Source organism: Pseudalkalibacillus sp. R45, assembly GCF_052246725.1.
Classification (GTDB): domain Bacteria; phylum Bacillota; class Bacilli; order Bacillales; family Fictibacillaceae; genus Pseudalkalibacillus.
Genome location: NZ_JBQQCL010000002.1, coordinates 265,372 through 283,247, shown reverse-complemented (window position 1 = coordinate 283,247; position 17,876 = coordinate 265,372). Strand labels below are relative to the sequence as shown.

18 protein-coding genes are annotated in these 17,876 nt (G+C 43.7%); 15 read left to right on the top strand and 3 right to left on the bottom strand.

Annotated features, from left to right (window positions below; all coding sequences use genetic code 11):
* Window positions 1-11 precede the first annotated feature (11 nt).
* The 4 genes from ACTWQL_RS07265 (at window position 12) to ACTWQL_RS07250 (ending at window position 1,932) form a co-directional block, all read left to right on the top strand.
* On the top strand, window positions 12-272 hold the full coding sequence (locus ACTWQL_RS07265; protein ID WP_443141786.1) for a DUF2533 family protein: 261 nt from the start codon (window positions 12-14) through the stop codon (window positions 270-272).
* A gap of 252 nt (window positions 273-524) precedes the next feature.
* Window positions 525-848, top strand: coding sequence for a thioredoxin family protein (locus tag ACTWQL_RS07260; protein ID WP_443141785.1), 324 nt, complete (start codon window positions 525-527; stop codon window positions 846-848).
* A 20-nt stretch (window positions 849-868) separates the two neighbouring features.
* Window positions 869-1,405, top strand: coding sequence for a DJ-1/PfpI family protein (locus ACTWQL_RS07255; protein ID WP_443141784.1), 537 nt, complete (start codon window positions 869-871; stop codon window positions 1,403-1,405).
* Window positions 1,406-1,482: 77 nt separating this feature from the next.
* Window positions 1,483-1,932 carry a CBO0543 family protein gene (locus ACTWQL_RS07250; protein ID WP_443141783.1) on the top strand — a complete coding sequence of 150 codons (450 nt, stop codon included), beginning with the start codon at window positions 1,483-1,485 and terminating at the stop codon, window positions 1,930-1,932.
* Window positions 1,933-2,012: 80 nt separating this feature from the next.
* Here the strand turns inward: ACTWQL_RS07250 and tnpB are convergent, their stop codons facing one another.
* Together tnpB and ACTWQL_RS07240 are read right to left on the bottom strand one after the other, a co-directional pair.
* On the bottom strand, window positions 2,013-3,131 hold the full coding sequence (tnpB, locus tag ACTWQL_RS07245; protein WP_443141782.1) for an IS200/IS605 family element RNA-guided endonuclease TnpB: 1,119 nt from the start codon (window positions 3,129-3,131) through the stop codon (window positions 2,013-2,015).
* Between the two features lie 276 nt (window positions 3,132-3,407).
* The gene (locus ACTWQL_RS07240) at window positions 3,408-4,568 is read right to left on the bottom strand and encodes an aminotransferase A (RefSeq protein WP_443141781.1); all 1,161 of its coding nucleotides are present in this window, start codon (window positions 4,566-4,568) and stop codon (window positions 3,408-3,410) included.
* 161 nt (window positions 4,569-4,729) lie between these two features.
* Here ACTWQL_RS07240 and ACTWQL_RS07235 point away from each other — a divergent pair, with 161 nt between their 5' ends.
* Complete coding sequence (locus ACTWQL_RS07235; RefSeq protein ID WP_443141780.1) at window positions 4,730-5,557, top strand: sulfurtransferase; 828 nt, start codon at window positions 4,730-4,732, stop codon at window positions 5,555-5,557.
* 214 nt (window positions 5,558-5,771) lie between these two features.
* Here ACTWQL_RS07235 and ACTWQL_RS07230 read toward each other — a convergent pair whose 3' ends face one another.
* Entirely contained in the window at window positions 5,772-5,906 is a 135-nt protein-coding gene (locus ACTWQL_RS07230) for a hypothetical protein (protein ID WP_443141779.1), read from the bottom strand.
* A 412-nt stretch (window positions 5,907-6,318) separates the two neighbouring features.
* Here ACTWQL_RS07230 and ACTWQL_RS07225 point away from each other — a divergent pair, with 412 nt between their 5' ends.
* The 10 genes from ACTWQL_RS07225 (at window position 6,319) to ACTWQL_RS07180 (ending at window position 17,728) form a co-directional block, all read left to right on the top strand.
* On the top strand, window positions 6,319-6,924 hold the full coding sequence (locus tag ACTWQL_RS07225; RefSeq protein ID WP_443141778.1) for a trimeric intracellular cation channel family protein: 606 nt from the start codon (window positions 6,319-6,321) through the stop codon (window positions 6,922-6,924).
* Window positions 6,925-7,353: 429 nt separating this feature from the next.
* On the top strand, window positions 7,354-8,214 hold the full coding sequence (gene ablB / locus ACTWQL_RS07220) for a putative beta-lysine N-acetyltransferase (RefSeq protein WP_443141777.1): 861 nt from the start codon (window positions 7,354-7,356) through the stop codon (window positions 8,212-8,214).
* A 155-nt stretch (window positions 8,215-8,369) separates the two neighbouring features.
* Entirely contained in the window at window positions 8,370-9,791 is a 1,422-nt protein-coding gene (locus ACTWQL_RS07215; RefSeq protein ID WP_443141776.1) for a sigma-54 interaction domain-containing protein, read from the top strand.
* Between the two features lie 200 nt (window positions 9,792-9,991).
* Entirely contained in the window at window positions 9,992-11,380 is a 1,389-nt protein-coding gene (gene ablA / locus ACTWQL_RS07210; RefSeq protein WP_443141775.1) for a lysine 2,3-aminomutase, read from the top strand.
* An 11-nt stretch (window positions 11,381-11,391) separates the two neighbouring features.
* Window positions 11,392-11,664, top strand: coding sequence for a YokU family protein (locus ACTWQL_RS07205; protein ID WP_443141774.1), 273 nt, complete (start codon window positions 11,392-11,394; stop codon window positions 11,662-11,664).
* Between the two features lie 193 nt (window positions 11,665-11,857).
* A complete protein-coding gene (locus tag ACTWQL_RS07200) occupies window positions 11,858-13,228 on the top strand; it encodes an aspartate aminotransferase family protein (RefSeq protein ID WP_443141773.1) in 1,371 nt (456 codons plus the stop codon).
* A 12-nt stretch (window positions 13,229-13,240) separates the two neighbouring features.
* Window positions 13,241-13,975, top strand: a complete 735-nt coding sequence (locus ACTWQL_RS07195; RefSeq protein ID WP_443141772.1) for a CoA transferase subunit A — start codon at window positions 13,241-13,243, stop codon at window positions 13,973-13,975.
* A complete protein-coding gene (locus ACTWQL_RS07190) occupies window positions 13,918-14,580 on the top strand; it encodes a 3-oxoacid CoA-transferase subunit B (protein WP_443141771.1) in 663 nt (220 codons plus the stop codon). The genes ACTWQL_RS07195 and ACTWQL_RS07190 overlap by 58 nt, the downstream gene beginning before the upstream one ends.
* Before the next feature lie 31 nt (window positions 14,581-14,611).
* Window positions 14,612-15,862: a peptidase gene (locus ACTWQL_RS07185; RefSeq protein WP_443141770.1), complete on the top strand. Its 1,251-nt coding sequence runs from the start codon at window positions 14,612-14,614 to the stop codon at window positions 15,860-15,862.
* Window positions 15,863-16,399: 537 nt separating this feature from the next.
* Entirely contained in the window at window positions 16,400-17,728 is a 1,329-nt protein-coding gene (locus tag ACTWQL_RS07180) for a hypothetical protein (protein ID WP_443141769.1), read from the top strand.
* Window positions 17,729-17,876 lie beyond the last annotated feature (148 nt).

Sequence of the window (17,876 nt, the reverse complement as noted above, 5' to 3'; positions counted from 1 at the left end):
GAGGAATCACATTGTCAGTCCACCACGATATATCAAAGCATAGTAACGATCAACACGAAAGAGTACGTCTTTTTTCCAAGCTTGATCTAAAGCGTGAACAATTGATTGAAAAAGCGTTTGTGAAATGTAAAGAGAAAAAACCTTTTGAAAAAGAATTGACCGAAATCAACAAAGTGACAGATGAAATCAACCATCTTGCACGAAAAGGCATCGTCCCGCAGCGGAAGAACGTAACAAAAGAAATGGTCGAAGAGTATTGCAAGCGAAACTGAGTCTGTAGCGGAATCAGTTAACACGACAAGAATCAGATTTATCGAATCGCTAATTATCTGGACAAGTTTCTAATTAATCTCGACAAAGTGTTTAAGTAGAACAACCACATATCAAGGTGATAAGAATATGGCTTTCCGACATCAAAAAGGATGTTCAGGGAAGCCTATTTCTATATAGGGGTAAAAGGAAAATCGAAATCTACACAGAAGTAAGGATAAATGACATTCGAAGGTAAAAAGGAGCGTCGTTTAATGAAAGATCTTCAATCGACTGAAGAGGTGGATCAGTTTTTAGAAGTGAACCGATTAAGCTTCATCTACATTTCTCGAACGAACTGCAGTGTCTGTCATGCATTGCTTCCTAAAGTGAAAGAAATGATGACCCAGTATCCCGAAATCCGACTGGCCCATGTAAATGTTGATGATGTTGAGGAAATTGCTGGCCATTTATCAATCTTCACTGTGCCTGTCCTCCTTTTATATGTAGAAGGGAAAGAGATAATCCGGGAAGCAAGATTCGTACAGATGGACCAATTGGACGACAAAATCAGCAGAATCTATGAATTCAATACATAGATCTGAGGAGGGATGAAGTCATGTACACTGGCATAATGCTTTATCCGAGGTTCAGTGAATATGAACTATCCGTACTATTATCGATTTTAAAACAAGGTGAGAAAGTGAGTGTTCTTATCGGGTTGGATAAACAGGTGGTAAAAGGGGAAGCGGGTCTAAGGTGTGTTCCAGATGTTCGAATCGATGAGGTGGACGTTCGTGCACTCGACAGTATCGCGCTCCCTGGGGTCGATGATTTCAGACACCTTGTCGAACACCAGGAACTTATCGCTTTCCTTAGAAAGTTACAAAAAAAGAAGATGTGGATTGGTGCTATATCAAGTGCACCCTATTTGTTATCAATGAGCGGTTTGCTCGATGGGAAAAAGTATACGACTGGATTGACTGAAGAACAACGTCGTTTCCTTGGCACATTCAGCAAAGCGAATTTTATCGAAGAGCCAGTAGTCGTTGATGACAACCTGATCACCGCAAAAGGTTCTCATTTTATAGAGTTTGCCATTGAATATGGAAAGGCATTAGGATTGGAATTCGATGAAAGCTGGTACAAGCATTAGTAGCGTTTTTGGCTAGCTCCTCTAGTAGGTATAAAATGAGGATTTAAACTCAATCCTGTAATAAGGAGTGAGTTAAGATGTGGATGAACACGATAGTTGGCTTAATCATACCCTGGATCCCAGGAATCTACCTGATCAAAAAAGATTTGAAGATTTTTCTGTTGATGGGACCATTCGCTTCAGTCGTCGCTTTTACTTTTGACGTAGTTGGATTTCACTTGAAGTTCTGGAGGATCAGTCCGGAGCGAGAGATTGAGATGGTTGCGGCACTTCCGATGTATTTTGGCGTCTACCCGATATTAGCAGCTTTTTTGTTTTTCGTCATCAAACGTTCCCATCTCAACCGATGGATCTGGATCTTTGTGGTCACCCTGATTACGACGATCATCGAGGTCATAGGCGTTTTAATCGGCATGGTCCATTACTTCAATAGCTGGAACATATTTTGGACGTTCATTTCTTATCTATTGGCTTATCTCGTTTGCTATTGGTATTTCCTTATTGTAAAAAAACACGTGGATGTTTGAACTACCCGTCACTTAGCACTCTTGCGAGTGGCTTGAAGTGGGGGATTCCTAAGAACACCAGCGTAACCGCCGGTTATGGATTAGGCGATCCCCGCCGTTCCTGCGGTTAATCGTAATGCTTCCTTACGAAGATTCATACTTGCGTTAAAATCTCGATCATGAGATGTCTTGCATTTTGGGCAGTCCCATTCACGTAATGCAAGATTCTTAACGTCTTTATGACGGTAGCCACAATGGGAACAAAGTTGACTGGAGGGAAACGTCTTGGATACCACCACGATCTGTTTGCCGTACCACTTTGCTTTGTATTCAAGCATGGAACGGAATGTTGACCAACTCACTTCACTTATAGCTTTGGCGAGGTTGTGGTTCTTAAGCATATGGGATACCTGCAAATCTTCCATACCAATAAGGTCGTGGTTTTTGACAATATGGGTAGAGATTTTATGCAAGTAATCGTTTCGGGCATTTGCAATTTTTTCGTGCATTCGGGCAACTTTAATCCGTTGCTTATGCCAATTCGAAGAGCCTTTTTGACGTCTGGACAGGACTTGTTGGACTTTCACCAGTTTCTTTTCTAAGGTTCGAAAAAACATAGGGTTCCCATACACCGTTCCGTCTGACAATATGGCAAAGTCTTTTAGTCCGACATCAATTCCCACTGACGAGTTAGTTTTAGACCCACCGCATACTTCTGTTTCCACCAAAATGGACACATAATAGCGGCCACTTAGGTTTCGTCTGATGGTGGCATTGAGGATCCGTCCTTTAACCACACGACTCTTTGCCAATTTGACGAGTCCCAGTTTGGGCAATTTGATTTTGTTTCCAACAATCGCAATATTTCCGTTTGTATATTTGGTGGTATAGGATTGGACCTTATTCTTTTTAGACTTGAATCGGGGAGGGTTGTTTTGTTTCTTGAAGAATCGTGAAAAGGAATCCGCAAGGTTCCTCAATGAAGATTGAAGGGCAATACTGTCTACATCGTTCAGCCAAAGGAATTCCTTTTTCAGTTGCGTTAATTGCTTCGAACAAGTCGGATAGGTCAATCCTTTCCCTTTTTCTTGGTAGGCGGTATTCCATCGTGCCAAAAAATGATTGAATACAAAACGACTGCAGCCGATTGTCTTCGCGATTCGAATTTCTTGTTCTTTGGTTGGATAGAGTCGAAATTTATAGGCTCTATGAACCAACATGGATTCCACCTCCCGAAACCAAACGTTTGTTCTTATTATATCATAAGATTTCTTTTTAGGGATGAAAAAAGGAACGATTCCAAAAAAAATGAGACAAATCATGAGTCGGACAATTGAGATGGTAAGACCCATCCCTTGTCCGAAGGCGATTCATCCCCCACCTTACTCATTGGGCTATGCCCTTTTCCATTCCTTGAGGATGGGGTCTTCTCGCCTGCTTGATAAAAGAAGGGTGACCTATATTGGGTCACCCATTATTTGTCTAAATCAACCTATTCAGGATTTAAGTTTGCTGACAAACCGCTCCAATCGATCCAGCCCTTCTTTCAACTGGTCTTTATGGTAAGCATAGGAAATCCGGATGTAATGGTCACCATAATCAGAGAAAGCAACGCCTGGTACAACCGCAAGCTTTTCCTCTTCCAACAATTTCGTCGCAAAATCCCAGGACTTCATGCCGAATTGTTCAATGGAAGGAAACAAATAGAACGCTCCCGTCGGTTCATAGGTTTCCAGTCCCATTTTCAACAGTCGATCATAGCAATAGTCCAACCGTTCCTTGTAAATTTCACGCATCGGACCAGCATCATCTTTGCCTTCCGTCAATGCTTCCACAGCAGCAGCCTGGGTGATCGATGAAACACAGGTTACGTTGTATTGATGGACTTTCAGAATATGCTGTGTTATCGCAGCGTCCCCGAGTATATACCCGATTCGCCACCCAGTCATCGAATGGGATTTGGATAAACCGTTGATGACGATCGTTTTTCCTTTCATACCCTGAAAACTAGCAATGGAACGATGTGGTTCTTCATACGTCAACTCGCTATAAATCTCATCCGATAGGACGAATAGATTTTTTTCTTTTAAAAGTTCAGCGATCTCTTCGATTTCATCTCTTGTCAACGAAACACCGGTAGGATTGGATGGATAAGGGAGAATGACGCATTTCGTCCGTTCTGTCAGATGCTCTTTGATCAAAGGAGCTGTCAGCTTGAATCCTGTATGCCTCGTATCGACATGGACTGGTTTCGCCCCGCATAAATGGATGACAGGCTCGTAACCAGGGTATACAGGTCCTGGCAGGATAACCTCATCCCCCTCGACAAGCAGCGTCCGAAGTGAGATATCAATCGCTTCACTTGCTCCGCTCGTGGCAATCACTTCATCTTCAGCGCGATATTCCAGCGAATATTTTTCTTTGACGAATTGAGCGATCGCGTTTCTCAGATCGATCGAACCAGCATTATGCGTATAGGTTGTTTTATTCTCATTGATCGCCGTTTTGCCTGCTTCCTTTACATGTTCTGGTGTCGGGAAATCGGGTAGTCCGAGGGTCAGGGAAATCGCTTCTGGAAACTGTGAAACGCGGTTAAAAAACTGGCGGATCCCTGAAATCTGTATTTCTTTGACTCTAGGATTTATAAATTGTTCCATTATCGGTTCCACTCCTTATCGGAATCACTTCTGTTGGTATGTAATCTATTTGAAGTTTAGCGTTTTAAGGGGGCAGCGTCAACGAAAGGGGTCAATCATTTGTGTTTTTTAACTAGACTTCGATAAAATGATAGAAAACCCTAATAAAGTAGGTGTAATCTATGAAAAATATCGTATCAGCGGACTGGCTGCATTCAAGACGGGATGATCCAGATGTCATACCAGTGGATTGCCGTTTCTATTTACAGGAAAAAGAACGAGGAATGGAAGAGTACCAGGACGCCCATATTCCAGGAGCGAGTTATGCCGATCTTGAAAAGAATCTTTCCGGACAAGTTCAAAATCATGGCGGCCGACATCCATTGCCGAATCTTGATGACTTTCTCCAATTCCTTGGGGCGATCGGTATTGATAAATCGAAAACGGTGGTCGCATATGATGCCCAGAATACAGCGATGGCTGCGAGATTATGGTGGATGCTCAAGTATCTCGGTCACGAAGAAGTGTATGTCCTCGATGGTGGGATCCAGGAATGGGAGAAGAAAGGGTACCCGCTCACTGAAAAATTACCGGATGTAGAGATGACAACTTATAGGCCGAACATAAAAGAGGACATGATTGCTGATCTAGCTGAAGTCAAGCTCGCATCACAACTTGATGATATGATTCTGGTCGATGCAAGGGACGACAATCGTTTTGCAGGAAAATCTGAACCGATTGATCCGAAAGCAGGGCATATCCCAACAGCTCAAAATAAATTTTTTGCAGATAATCTGGAACAAGGCAAGTGGAAATCGAAAGAACAATTGAAAGATCGTTTCCAGGACCAGTTACACAAACCGATCATCAATTATTGCGGTTCAGGTGTCACAGCATGTGTGAACGTCCTCGCCCTTGATGAAATCGGTAAAAAAAGCAAGCTCTATGTAGGCAGCTGGAGCGATTGGAGCTCGTACGATGAGAATCCAGTAGAAACAAAACATAAGTAGGACAGATATGTTTAAATTTCACGTACCGTACTTATAAGAGATTTTAAGAATCGTTTTCTTGTATTTAAGAGGAATTGGCAATACAAATGGGTAAAAACCAGATAGTGAAAAACTGTACAAGTGGAAATACATCTTAGCGGACATGACAGCACTTATTTGTGTCGAAAGGAGGTGCATTCCTCTAATTCATCACAAATAAGACCTCTGGTGTCCGTTATTTTTGTAAACGCTTTTTTCTTAAAGATTGTTGCTTTTGGGTCATTTTTGTAAAGAACCATCTTGTGCAAGTTGATTGGAGAGCAAGGTGCGAGACTCCAGCGGGATCAGCGGGACAGGTGAGACCATTCAATGTCGCAAGGCGACGAGTGGGCTCACCGCACGCCCCGCGGAAAGCGAGCATCCTGGAGCGGAAATCAACGACTTTTAAAGAAAACTTGGCGAGACCATGCCTTTTGTAGGTCGAGCCTTAGTTGCCCTTATACTGAAGAAAGTATTTTATACTTTCTTTAAGTGCAAGAGCAACTTAGTTTGCCAAAACAGCCTTTGTAAATCATATAAATTGGGGACAAATAACGTCTCTTGTGTCCGTTACACAATTTTGAACCGTGGATTCTTTGAGTATATAAAAGCCCTAACTGTGAAATGGGTAAAAACCGAATATGATTGCCATTTACGCTGAAACATTGTACACTCTATTTTGGTTTAAAAATATATGGGAATAATAGAAAAAATAGATTCAGTGTAAAAAGGGGAGAGTGCAATTGACATGGGACGTTCTCAATGTAATTGGCACATTGGCATTCGCAATCAGCGGCGCGATTGTCGCAATGGAAGAAGATTATGATTTACTAGGCGTGATGATCCTTGGTCTGGCTACAGCTTTTGGAGGCGGGATCATCCGAAATATATTGATAGAAGTTCCGATGACCACACTTTGGCAGCAAGATATACTCATCAAAGTCACGGTCCTTCTTATTTTCATCGTTTTCATTATCCCAGAAACGTGGATTCATTTTACCAGAGCATGGTTGAACTTTTTTGATGCGATCGGGCTGGCGACATTTGCAGTCCAAGGGGCGATGTATGCATCAGTTGCAGGGCATTCCTTAGCCGCTGTCATCATGGCTGCGGTCATGACTGGAACGGGCGGGGGTATTGTCCGTGATCTACTCGCAGGGAGGAAACCGACAGTCCTGCGATACGATATCTACGCAGTATGGGCGATCATTGCTGGTGTATTCATCGGACTTGAAATAACAAATGACCCCTGGGAACTGTATTTATTGAGTGCAGTCCTCATTTTCTTGCGGATGTGTTCGGCCAAATACCGCTGGAAGCTACCGCACCGTTATTTACAAACCTTTTAGCATGAGAAGATCACAGCCTCGTATGAGAAACTGTGGTCTTTTTGATTTGAAAAACAAATCTGTTCGCTTCATATGTTAATCTGTTCACTTTTCGATTTAATCTGACCACTTATATCGAAAATTTGTTCAGTTCCTGAAAAATCTGTTCACTTTCTATGTTTTTCTATTCACTTTTAAGAATATTTTGTTTACTTTTAAGATTAATTTGTTTAATCCTTGGTCTGGGGGTATCATTAACCGAATTTAATTCTGTAGGATATGACCCGGTTGTCTATAAACAGGTATGGATTCAGCAGAAGAGTAACTGGCAAAAATCAATAACAGTTTAGGTCTTTTCTTTCCCTAACATATTAAAGGAAAAAAACCTATACATATGGAATTTAACAACTATAAAAGTAATCACTACTTCTTGAAAGGGGTTTTGGCAGGATGAGAGAGGTCAACGTCATGAAAGAGGATCGGGTTGTAAGCTCCAATGATTATACAATGGATGTGAGTTTGGATTTTTTTAATGAGCGATTGAAAGTGGAAGATTATCGCGGGAATGTCGCCTCGATTCATAAACAAGTAATGCGCCTATTGGATGAACATCCGTTTACGAAGGTGATCGTCAAATCGAGACAAGAAGATTGGAAGACGTTCTTAGAACTGGGGTATCAATTTGAAGCCCTATATACCGGTTACTATAATGGTAGTGATGCTTATTCGATGGCTCTGTTTTCGGAAAACAGCCGCCGGACGAGTGACTATTGGATCTTTGAGGACGAAACCCTGCAACAGGTAAAAGAAATCAAATGTACGCTTGATGTGCCAAGTGCTTCCGGGTATACAATCAGAAAAGCAGAAGAGAAAGATGCAAAAGAGCTTTCGAACCTTTATCAAGCCGTTTTTGAGATCTACCCGACACCAATGAACGATCCGGATTATATCGCGAAGTTGATGAAGCATGATTCGATTTTCTATGTTGCTGAATATGAAGGGAAAATCGTAAGTGCTGCATCTGCGGATATCAATCGGAAATATCATAATGCAGAATTGACCGATTGTGCCACACTGCCTGAGCACCGGAAGAACGGACTGATGAAGATCCTTATCGCTAAGCTTGAAAATGAATTGAAAGAACAGAAAATCTTTTGTTCATACTCGATCGCAAGGGCTCTATCCTTCGGGATGAATGCGGTATTCCACCAGCGGAAATACGCATATAAGGGTCGTTTTACGAAGAACTGCAATATCTTCAATAAATTAGAAGACATGAACTTATGGGTATGTGACCTATCACGCAGATAAAAAATGTGCCGAAAATCCGGCGGCTAAATGATGAATTTTTGGCATCTTGTTTTACATTTAAAGAAAGTATAAATACTTTCTTCAATATAAGGGCAACTAAGGCTCAGCCGCGCTAAGGCTTGGCAAAGCCCGAGTTTTCTTTAGGGGGTAATCCTATGCTTCTGGACGTAACCAATACGAAGGAAATGCTGCAAGCGATCTTAAGCTCTATTGATGAAGGCATCCACGTCATCAACAGCGAAGGGATTACTGTTTTTTATAACGAGATCGCCTCTTCACATGATGGTGTAGCGGTTGAAGATGTATTAGGACAACATCTCTTAGACGTATTCCCGTCTTTTTCTAAAGAGACGAGTACATTATTGAAAGTCCTTGAAACCGGCGAGCCGATTTTTAATCAGCATCAACGTTATCCGAATGTGAAAGGACAGTTGATCGTTACAGTGAACACGACGTTACCGATCAAGGTGGATGGAAAAATCGTCGGTGCTGTTGAGATTGCGAAGGATTTCACGAAAATCCAACAGTTATCCTGGAAACTCCTTGATTTAGAGGCCCGTGTCAAAGGGAATAACGGGGATGATAAACCGAAGGAATACAAAAACGGTACGAACTTTAAAATGACAGACATATTGACGCAGGATGAAGCCTTCATGAAGGTGAAAAAGATGGCGCTCCTCTCTGCGGATTCATCATCCCCTGTCCTCGTCTATGGTGAGACAGGTACAGGAAAAGAGCTGTTGGTCCAATCGATCCATAATGCTTCTGATCGTTGTAACCATTCGTTCATTGCTCAAAACTGTGCTGCAATTCCTTCATCCCTTCTCGAAAGCATTCTCTTCGGGACCGCAAAGGGTAGTTATACAGGGGCAGTCGATCGCCCTGGACTATTCGAATTAGCGGATGGGGGAACATTATTTTTAGATGAATTGAACTCGATGCCGCTTGAAACCCAGGCGAAACTGCTGCGCGTCTTACAAAACGGAAAGATCCGCAGAGTCGGCAGCACTTCTGAAAAAAGTGTGAATGTCCGAGTCATTGTGGCGATGAATGAAGATCCGAAAATCTGTATTGAAAAAGAAACACTTCGGAAAGATCTGTACTATCGGTTGAATGTCATTTTCTTAAAGATACCTCCATTACGAGCAAGACGAGGGGATATCCCATTACTGACGGACCATTTCATCCAGCGTTATAATTTCAAGTTCGGAAAGCTTGTCACAAGAGTTTCATCTGAAGTGAAACAACTCTTTCATGAATATGACTGGCCAGGTAACGTCCGTGAACTGGAGCATGCGATCGAATCTGCCCTGAATCTGATCACAGATGATACCTTGACTCTCGAACACATTCCAATCCATTTAATAGAAGCACCAGATATGCGCGGTGAAAATGAAATGAAGCGGATTCCTTCACTCCGGGAAGCGATGTCTGAGACAGAGGCAATGTGGATCAAAAGGGCGATGACAGAGACGGATGGAAATATCCAACAAGCGGCGAAACTTTTGAAAATCCCGCGCCAAACACTACAATATAAGCTTTCAAAACTTCAGGAAAAAAGCACTGCCGGAAATTAGGCGGTGTTTTTTATGATCAGTCGCCCCGCAGAGAGGAAATTTCGTTGGAATCAATCCTAAAAACGTTCTAAAAATAGTCATTCACCCCTTATAGTCACTTGCACATATGATACAATGACCCATTAATATTCAGAATAATAAAAATTGGCACAAAACTTGCAATATAGATAGATGAGTAGATTTTAACTGGGGGGAATGACATGAGAGAGTTCGTTTACAAACCAGATCGTCATTGGAAGGATATTGAACTGTGGAAAGACGTCACTGACGAGCAATGGAATGATTGGCTATGGCAATTGACCAACACGATCCGTAACGTCGATCAGCTGAAGAAAGTGGTGAATCTGACACCTGAAGAAGAAGAAGGCGTACGTATATCAACCAGGACCATCCCGTTGAACATTACACCTTATTACGCTTCACTCATGAATCCGGATGATCCGCGTTGTCCGGTCCGGATGCAGTCGGTACCGATATCAGCTGAAATCAATAAAACAAAATATGATCTTGAGGATCCGTTACATGAAGATGAAGATTCACCTGTACCCGGTTTAACGCACCGCTATCCAGATCGTGTGCTGTTCCTGGTGACGAACCAATGTTCAATGTATTGCCGTTATTGCACAAGACGCCGTTTTTCCGGGCAGATCGGGATGGGTGTACCGAAAAAGCAATTGGATGGGGCGATCAATTATATCGCAAATACGCCTGAAGTACGTGACGTACTCATCTCGGGTGGAGACGGTCTCTTGATCAATGATAATATCCTTGAATACGTGTTGAAAAATTTACGTGCGATTCCACATGTGGAAATCATTCGTATTGGTACACGAGCACCTGTTGTTTTCCCGCAGCGTATTACGGAGAACCTTTGCAACATCTTGAAGAAATACCATCCGGTGTGGCTGAATACACATTTTAATACATCCATTGAAATCACCGAAGACGCGAAGCGTGCCTGTGAGATGCTGGCAGACGTCGGAGTACCGGTTGGAAACCAGGCCGTCATTTTAGCAGGGATCAATGACAGTCCTTACATCATGAAAAAATTGATGCATGACCTCGTTAAGATTCGCGTCCGCCCTTACTACATCTATCAGTGTGACCTGTCGGAAGGTATCGGACATTTCCGGGCACCTGTTTCGAAAGGCCTCGAAATCATCGAGTCGTTGCGTGGACACACATCCGGTTACGCTGTCCCGACGTTCGTTGTCGATGCACCAGGGGGCGGCGGAAAGATTTCAGTACAGCCGAATTATATCATCTCGCAAAGTGCGGATAAGGTCGTCCTTCGTAACTTTGAAGGTGTAATCACGACTTATCCCGAGCCAGAAAATTACGTTCCAGGTCGAGCAGAATCCTATTTCGACGAGGTTTATCAAATTGCAGAAAAACCGAAGACAGTCGGCATTGCCAGTCTGATGCGGGATGAGGCATTCAACTTAGTGCCAGAAGGCTTGCAGCGTTTGAACCGTCGTAAAAATTATGAAACAGATCCAGAACACTCTTCCTTAAAAGACCGTCGCTCGAAGCGCGATGAAATGATCGAACGGAAGTGGCAATCTGAACAGAAGACAGCTGGCGAGTAAGGAGGTATTCGATGCATTGCATGTGGTGTGAATCAAACCAAGCAGAAGAAGCGAACCAAACGGGTTATTGGGAACTTCCCGATGGATCACGAGCGATCGAAATAAAAGAAATCCCATCTGTGGCCTGCCCAGATTGCGGTATGGAATATCAAGAAGAGAGCCTTATCGAAGAAATTGAAGATCAGATGATGTTAATCGATACGAAACCGTTGCCGAATTCAGTCACATTCAACGAATTGATGGCAGTTCCACGGTTTTTGAAGAAGAACTATTTCAAGATGTAGGCGCAGCGGCTGCATTTTTGGTCAAAAGAATGAATGAATAACCAGAAGTCTAACGCTGTTCATGCATAGGAAAAACGGTTCTCATGCTTAGGAAGCACCAGAACCGTCCCCAACGTGAACATCATGAAGCGGAGGAAGCGGCCATCACATGATCGGCTGCTTCTTTCGACATAGAAAAGAGGTGTTAATAGCCATGGCCAAAGAATCACATCTGATAAAACCATTACTTGGAGCATCTTACCCAGAAGTTGCATACGGCAAAGGGATCTATTTATATGATACGGAAGGGAACCGATATTTGGACGGCGCATCTGGTGCAGTCACAGCCAATATTGGGCATGGTGTTGTGGAAATCATTGAATCGATGAAGGAACAAGCCGAGAAGATTTCATTCGTCTACCGATCCCAATTCACCAATCGACCAGCTGAAGAGCTTGCCGATAAGCTCGCGCAAATGGCACCCGGTGATCTCGATTACACGTTTTTTGTGAACAGCGGATCGGAAGCAACTGAGACCGCATTGAAAATTGCTGTCCAATACTGGCAGGAAAAAGGACGTAAAGAAAAGGATCGCGTCATTTCAAGGTGGACCAGTTACCATGGGATAACGCTCGGTGCTCTCTCGATGTCGGGGCATGTTATGCGACGGAACCGTTTTGCGTCTCTGCTCGCAGACTACCCTGTCGTTTCGCCGCCATACTGTTTTCAGTGTCCTTTTTACGATACGTTCCCGACATGTGGTATGAAGTGTGCGAATGAATTAGAGACCGCCATCCAACGAATCGGACCAGATAAAGTCGCTGCATTCATCTTCGAACCGATTATCGGAGCAGCAGGTGGTGCGATTGTGCCACCGGAGCCTTATTTCGACCGTGTAAAAGAAATATGCGATCACTATGAGGTCCTTTTGATTGCCGATGAAGTCATGACCGGCTTCGGACGGACAGGGAAGAATTTTGGGATGGAGCATTGGGGTGTCATGCCTGATATCATGGCACTCGGCAAAGGATTAAGCGGAGGCTACACGCCGATTGGTGCAACGATGGCATCCAAACACATCATCAAGACGATCGAAACCGGTTCAAGAGTGATCATGAGCGGACACACCCTCAGTGGCAATCCGCAATCTGCGGCTGTCGCACTTGCGGTCCTCGATTATATTGAACGCCATCAGATTACAGAGCATGTGGCAGAACTTGAACCTTACGTGGAAAAAGAGTTGACACAGCTGGCACTTCGCTATCCGCTCATTGGAGACGTGAGAGGAAAAGGGATGATGTGGGGGCTTGAATTTATCAGTAATCCCGACACGAAAGAATGCTTCCCAATCCACACCTTTGTCACGGAACGCGTCATCAAGAAATGTTTTGAAAAAGGTCTGATCGTCTATCCAGCAGTTGGAGGAATCAATGGAACGGCCGGTGATGCGATCATCGTTGCCCCGCCGCTCACGATCAGCAAGGAAGAATTGAAATTTTTATTATCGACACTAGAAGAAGCGATCGCTGAAATCAGCCAGGAGCTCGACCAGGATGGACTTTTGCAGCATCGCTCGATCAGTTAGGGGGAGAACTGAATGAATCCGAACATTCCTTCGAAAGTTACGAAAATGGAGGATTTGGCTGGACATTTTAAAGATGGCATGACGTTGATGTGCGGCGGGTTCGGGGGAGTAGGCGCTCCTCCTAGTCTCGTCAATTTCATATTGGACTTAGGGATCAAAGACATCGAATTAATTTCCAACGATGTCGGATTTCCTTGGATCGGTCCTGGAAAATTGATTACTGAAAAGCGGGTACGCCGTATCGTCGTCTCCCACATCGGATCGAATCCTGAAGCGGGAAAGCAGATGCATGATGGTGATCTCGACGTCCAATTTTACCCGCAGGGAACACTGGCTGAAAAAATCCGCGCAGGCGGCATGGGGCTCGGTGGGATCCTTGTCGATGTCGGACTCGGGACCCTTGTGGAAAAAGGCAAACAAAAGGTGACGGTGGATGACCGTGAATACATGATTGAACCGGCTTTAACTGCTGATGTTTCGATCGTATTCGCGAAAGAAGCAGACGTCTATGGAAACCTCACCTATGACAAAAGTGCCCGGAATACAAACCCGCATGTCGCGACTGCCGGAAACATCACGATCGTCGAGGCTGAGCAGATCGTGGAGGCAGGAGAACTTGACCCGGAGTGTATCGTGACACCGGGTGCATTCGTCGATTATGTCGTACCAAGCAAAGGGGTGGATTGGCAATGGGTTTGGGAGCTGAAACGCGCAGACGGATCGCCAAACGTGCCGCACAAGAAATAACTGAGGGGATGATTGTGAATCTGGGCATCGGCATCCCGACCCTGGTAGCCGATTATCTGAAACCAGAGCTGGGTGTGATGCTGCATACGGAAAACGGAATTTTAGGTATGGGACCTTCACCTGATGAAGGGACAGAAGATGGTCATCTTTCCAATGCTGGAGGTTACCCGGTCACCTTGATTCCCGGCGCCTCTTACTTTGATAGTGCAACAGCCTTCGGGATCATCCGGAAGGGATACCTCGATATGACGATTCTTGGTGCGCTCGAAGTAAGTGAAGAAGGGGATATCGCAAACTGGATCGTTCCGGGTAAACGGGTGCCAGGAATGGGCGGAGCGATCGATCTTGCCCAAAAAGCAAAGAAAGTGATCGTGCTGATGAACCATACGAATAAGGATGGCGGTTCGAAAATCGTCCACCAGTGCCGTCTGCCTCTTACTGTGCAAAAAGGGGCACATATGATCATCACTGAAATGGCGGTTTTCCAGGTGAAAGAAGAAGGACTTGAATTAATCGAAATCATGCATCCATATACACTCGATGAAATTGAAAAAGCGACCGAAGCAACGTTCAACGTAAGCAGGACATTGACGATCAATTCTTGAAAACTACATATGAGAAAGGGGGCATTTGAAGGTGCAGGAAAAAGTGAAGCAATGGCTTGACCGGAACAGGGAGGACGCAATCGGCTTTTTGCAAACGCTTGTGCAGGAAGGCAGCGTGCAAGAAAACGAAGAAGGCGTCCAGAAGCTTATCAGTGACCATCTCGAAAAACTGGGCCTCGAAGTGGATTATTGGATCCCTTCTGGGGAGGAATTTTTGCAACACCCTTATTTTTGCGCAACACGGACGGATTTTTCCAAGAGCCCGAATGTCGTTGGAAGATGGAAAGGAACGGGCGGCGGCAAATCGATCGTGCTGAATGGCCATATTGATGTTGTTCCGGCAGGGGACCTCAATCAGTGGGACCATGATCCTTACAGCGGTCATATCGAGGACGGCAAAATGTTTGGTCGGGGTGTCACTGACATGAAAGGTGGAAACCTTTCTCTTTTACTAGCCATTCAATGTTTAAAAGAGTTAGGGGTCAAGCTGAAAGGTGATGTCCTTTTTCATAGTGTCATAGAGGAAGAAAGCGGTGGGGCAGGGACACTTGTGGCTGTGTTACGAGGTTATACGGCTGATGCAGCCCTGATCCCAGAACCGACCAACATGAAAATCTTCCCGAAGCAACAAGGCTCAAAATGGTTCAGGTTGAAGGTACTCGGTCGATCTGCACATGGCGGCACCCGTTATGAAGGCGTCAGTGCCATTGAAAAAGCGATGCCGGTCATAGAGGCGATCCAAAAACTTGAAAAAGACCGCAATGCCCGGGTAGACGATCCACTTTACGCCAAAACGCCGATTCCACTGCCGATCAACATCGGAAAAATTGAAGGTGGAAGCTGGCCGTCTTCAGTACCGGATGAGATATTAATCGAAGGCCGGGTCGGCATCGGTCCGCAAGAAACGTTGGAAGATGTGAAGGCAGAATTTGAAGAAGCGATGAGCAAGATTGATGACGAGTGGTTCGGGAAGTACCCGGTTCAGATAGAATGGTTCGGTGCACAATGGCTCCCGGGTTCGATCGATGTCGAGCACGAACTGATGGGGATTTTACAGGAAAGGTACCAGGAAGTGCTCGGGACTGCCCCTGAAATCGAAGCTTCACCTTGGGGGACAGACGGCGGTCTCCTGACTCATGTCGGAAACACGCCTTCAATCGTTTTCGGACCTGGGGTGACAGCTTATGCCCACTATCCGAACGAATTCATCGAGCTTGAAAAAGTATTCCAGGCAGCCGAAATTTTTGCACTCGTTGTTTATGACTGGTGTGGCGGCGAATGATTCGAGTTAGAAAGACTTCATCTCATGTCAGATGAAGTCTTTTTGTAAAGACAAAAATTATAAAATTGATCAAAGCTTTTTTGCAAGTGAACAGAATAACTCTGAAATTGAACAGATTCCGTTCAGTAGTGAACACTTTGGTTTTGACAAAATTAGCTGACATCTGTTCCATGTGTCTATTCCCTAAACCAACCAATTTCTTTATTAAAAGAAATTGGTTTTTAAGCTATTAAACTTGATTTCCTCAGTATCCCTCACTTATTTCAAACCGTTCCCAAAGTTGCCCATTACGGGAACAATTTTGGTTAAGTGAAATCCAGAAAGCTGAGCAATACGGGTTGATTGATACTTGAAGAGAGTTTTTTAACTAAAATTCAGTAAAAAACTCATTTTTGTAGAGTTTTTCCACATCTATCTTTGAAAAATCCCCTATCAATCTCCTAAAAACTAGAACTTATGGTAGGATGAAGGATAAGGGGGGAGAAGGAAATTAATAGAAGCATCGTACTGAAAAAAGTTATATCGATCCTGCTTGTTTTGACAGCATTTCTTTTTATAAGCGAGCACCTTCAAAAACAAGAGGTTAGTAACATAAAGGAAAATGATGAAGAAAAAGATTTCACAGTCGTCGATACATATGATCAGGTTAAATTTTATAACAAATCAGTTTCAGGATATCGGTTAAGTGAAATCCAGAAAGCTGAGCAATACGGTTTGATTGATACTTTTGAAGAGAAAATTGTTCCCGTAATGGGCAGCAAACGCAACGTCCAAATTCATGAAGCATGGAGCAACAATCGGCACATCTATCTTCTTTATAGTGTCAACTTGTTACTGCCAGATAAGAGTCCGGAAGATGTACCATATTTAGAAGTCGAACAACTTACTTTACATAATCCAAAAGAATCACCTATAGAGGTTAACGTGCAATTTTACAGTACGAACGGGTTTGAAAACCGTACGAGATATGCAAATGATGGTTTTGTTTTTGAGGATAGGCTTTATCGAGGCATATGGATCCAACCAGAGGTATATGATGCCTATGAAGAAGTGCTTGGATGGAGCGGATCAGAAGCCGAGAATGAACAGGAGATTTTCGAACGGAATCTGGAACGTGTAGAAAATGTAGCACTTTCAATGCTGCACTTGGTAGATGGAGAAAAAACACATCAGGTCGAAAAGATTCCACTCGAAATGAAATTCATGCATAAGGAAAAAGCACTTGAAACGATTGAAATTGATAAAACTATTCAACTCGAAGAAGACACTGAAGCACACGTAAAACGGCTAGAGGTCCACTTGGGGCAAAACCGGTTGTATCTTGATGTTAAACCTGATCCAGAGCGGTATTATGCATATTCATTCAAGTTCAATGGTGGGGAACATGAGTCTGGGCTCCAATTTGATGAAAATGGTGATTCGTACCTATCGACTATTTATATAAATTCCGATGAATTGCGACTGGAATTTGAAGGTGGAATGATCCCCACAGATGAGGCGTTCGAATTTGAGATCACTCAACAAGACATTACTGATTTCAAGCATCGCCAAACCGAAGACTCTTCATTAATGGATCTCAATAGGGAACTAGGAAAACTGGCTACAGGGCGTACTTTCAAACTGGTCGGTTTGGAGTTTGAAGATGATCCGAAAAATGTCATGAATATTCACTTGTCGATGGAAACACCATGGAAAAATTATGGTCCTACCTGGTTCCTTGATTATGCCGATGTACTTGTTGAAAAAGAGAATGGCGATCATCCGAACCAAGTTGATTCACATGCTTACATTGAGGTTACAAATTCGAAGGGGAATCTCATCCCATTGTTAGGAATCGCAGGACACTCAAATCTTAATGAAAGCTGATGGATATTGCTATGGAAACAGAAGATTTTATGGATTCAGATGGATTGAAGTTCAGGCTCTTCCATTTCTCAAAACCTGTAGAATTCAATTCAGAAGAAATCACGATTGCGATTCCTGAGTAGGATCAGAATTGAAGTTGGGAGGGCTA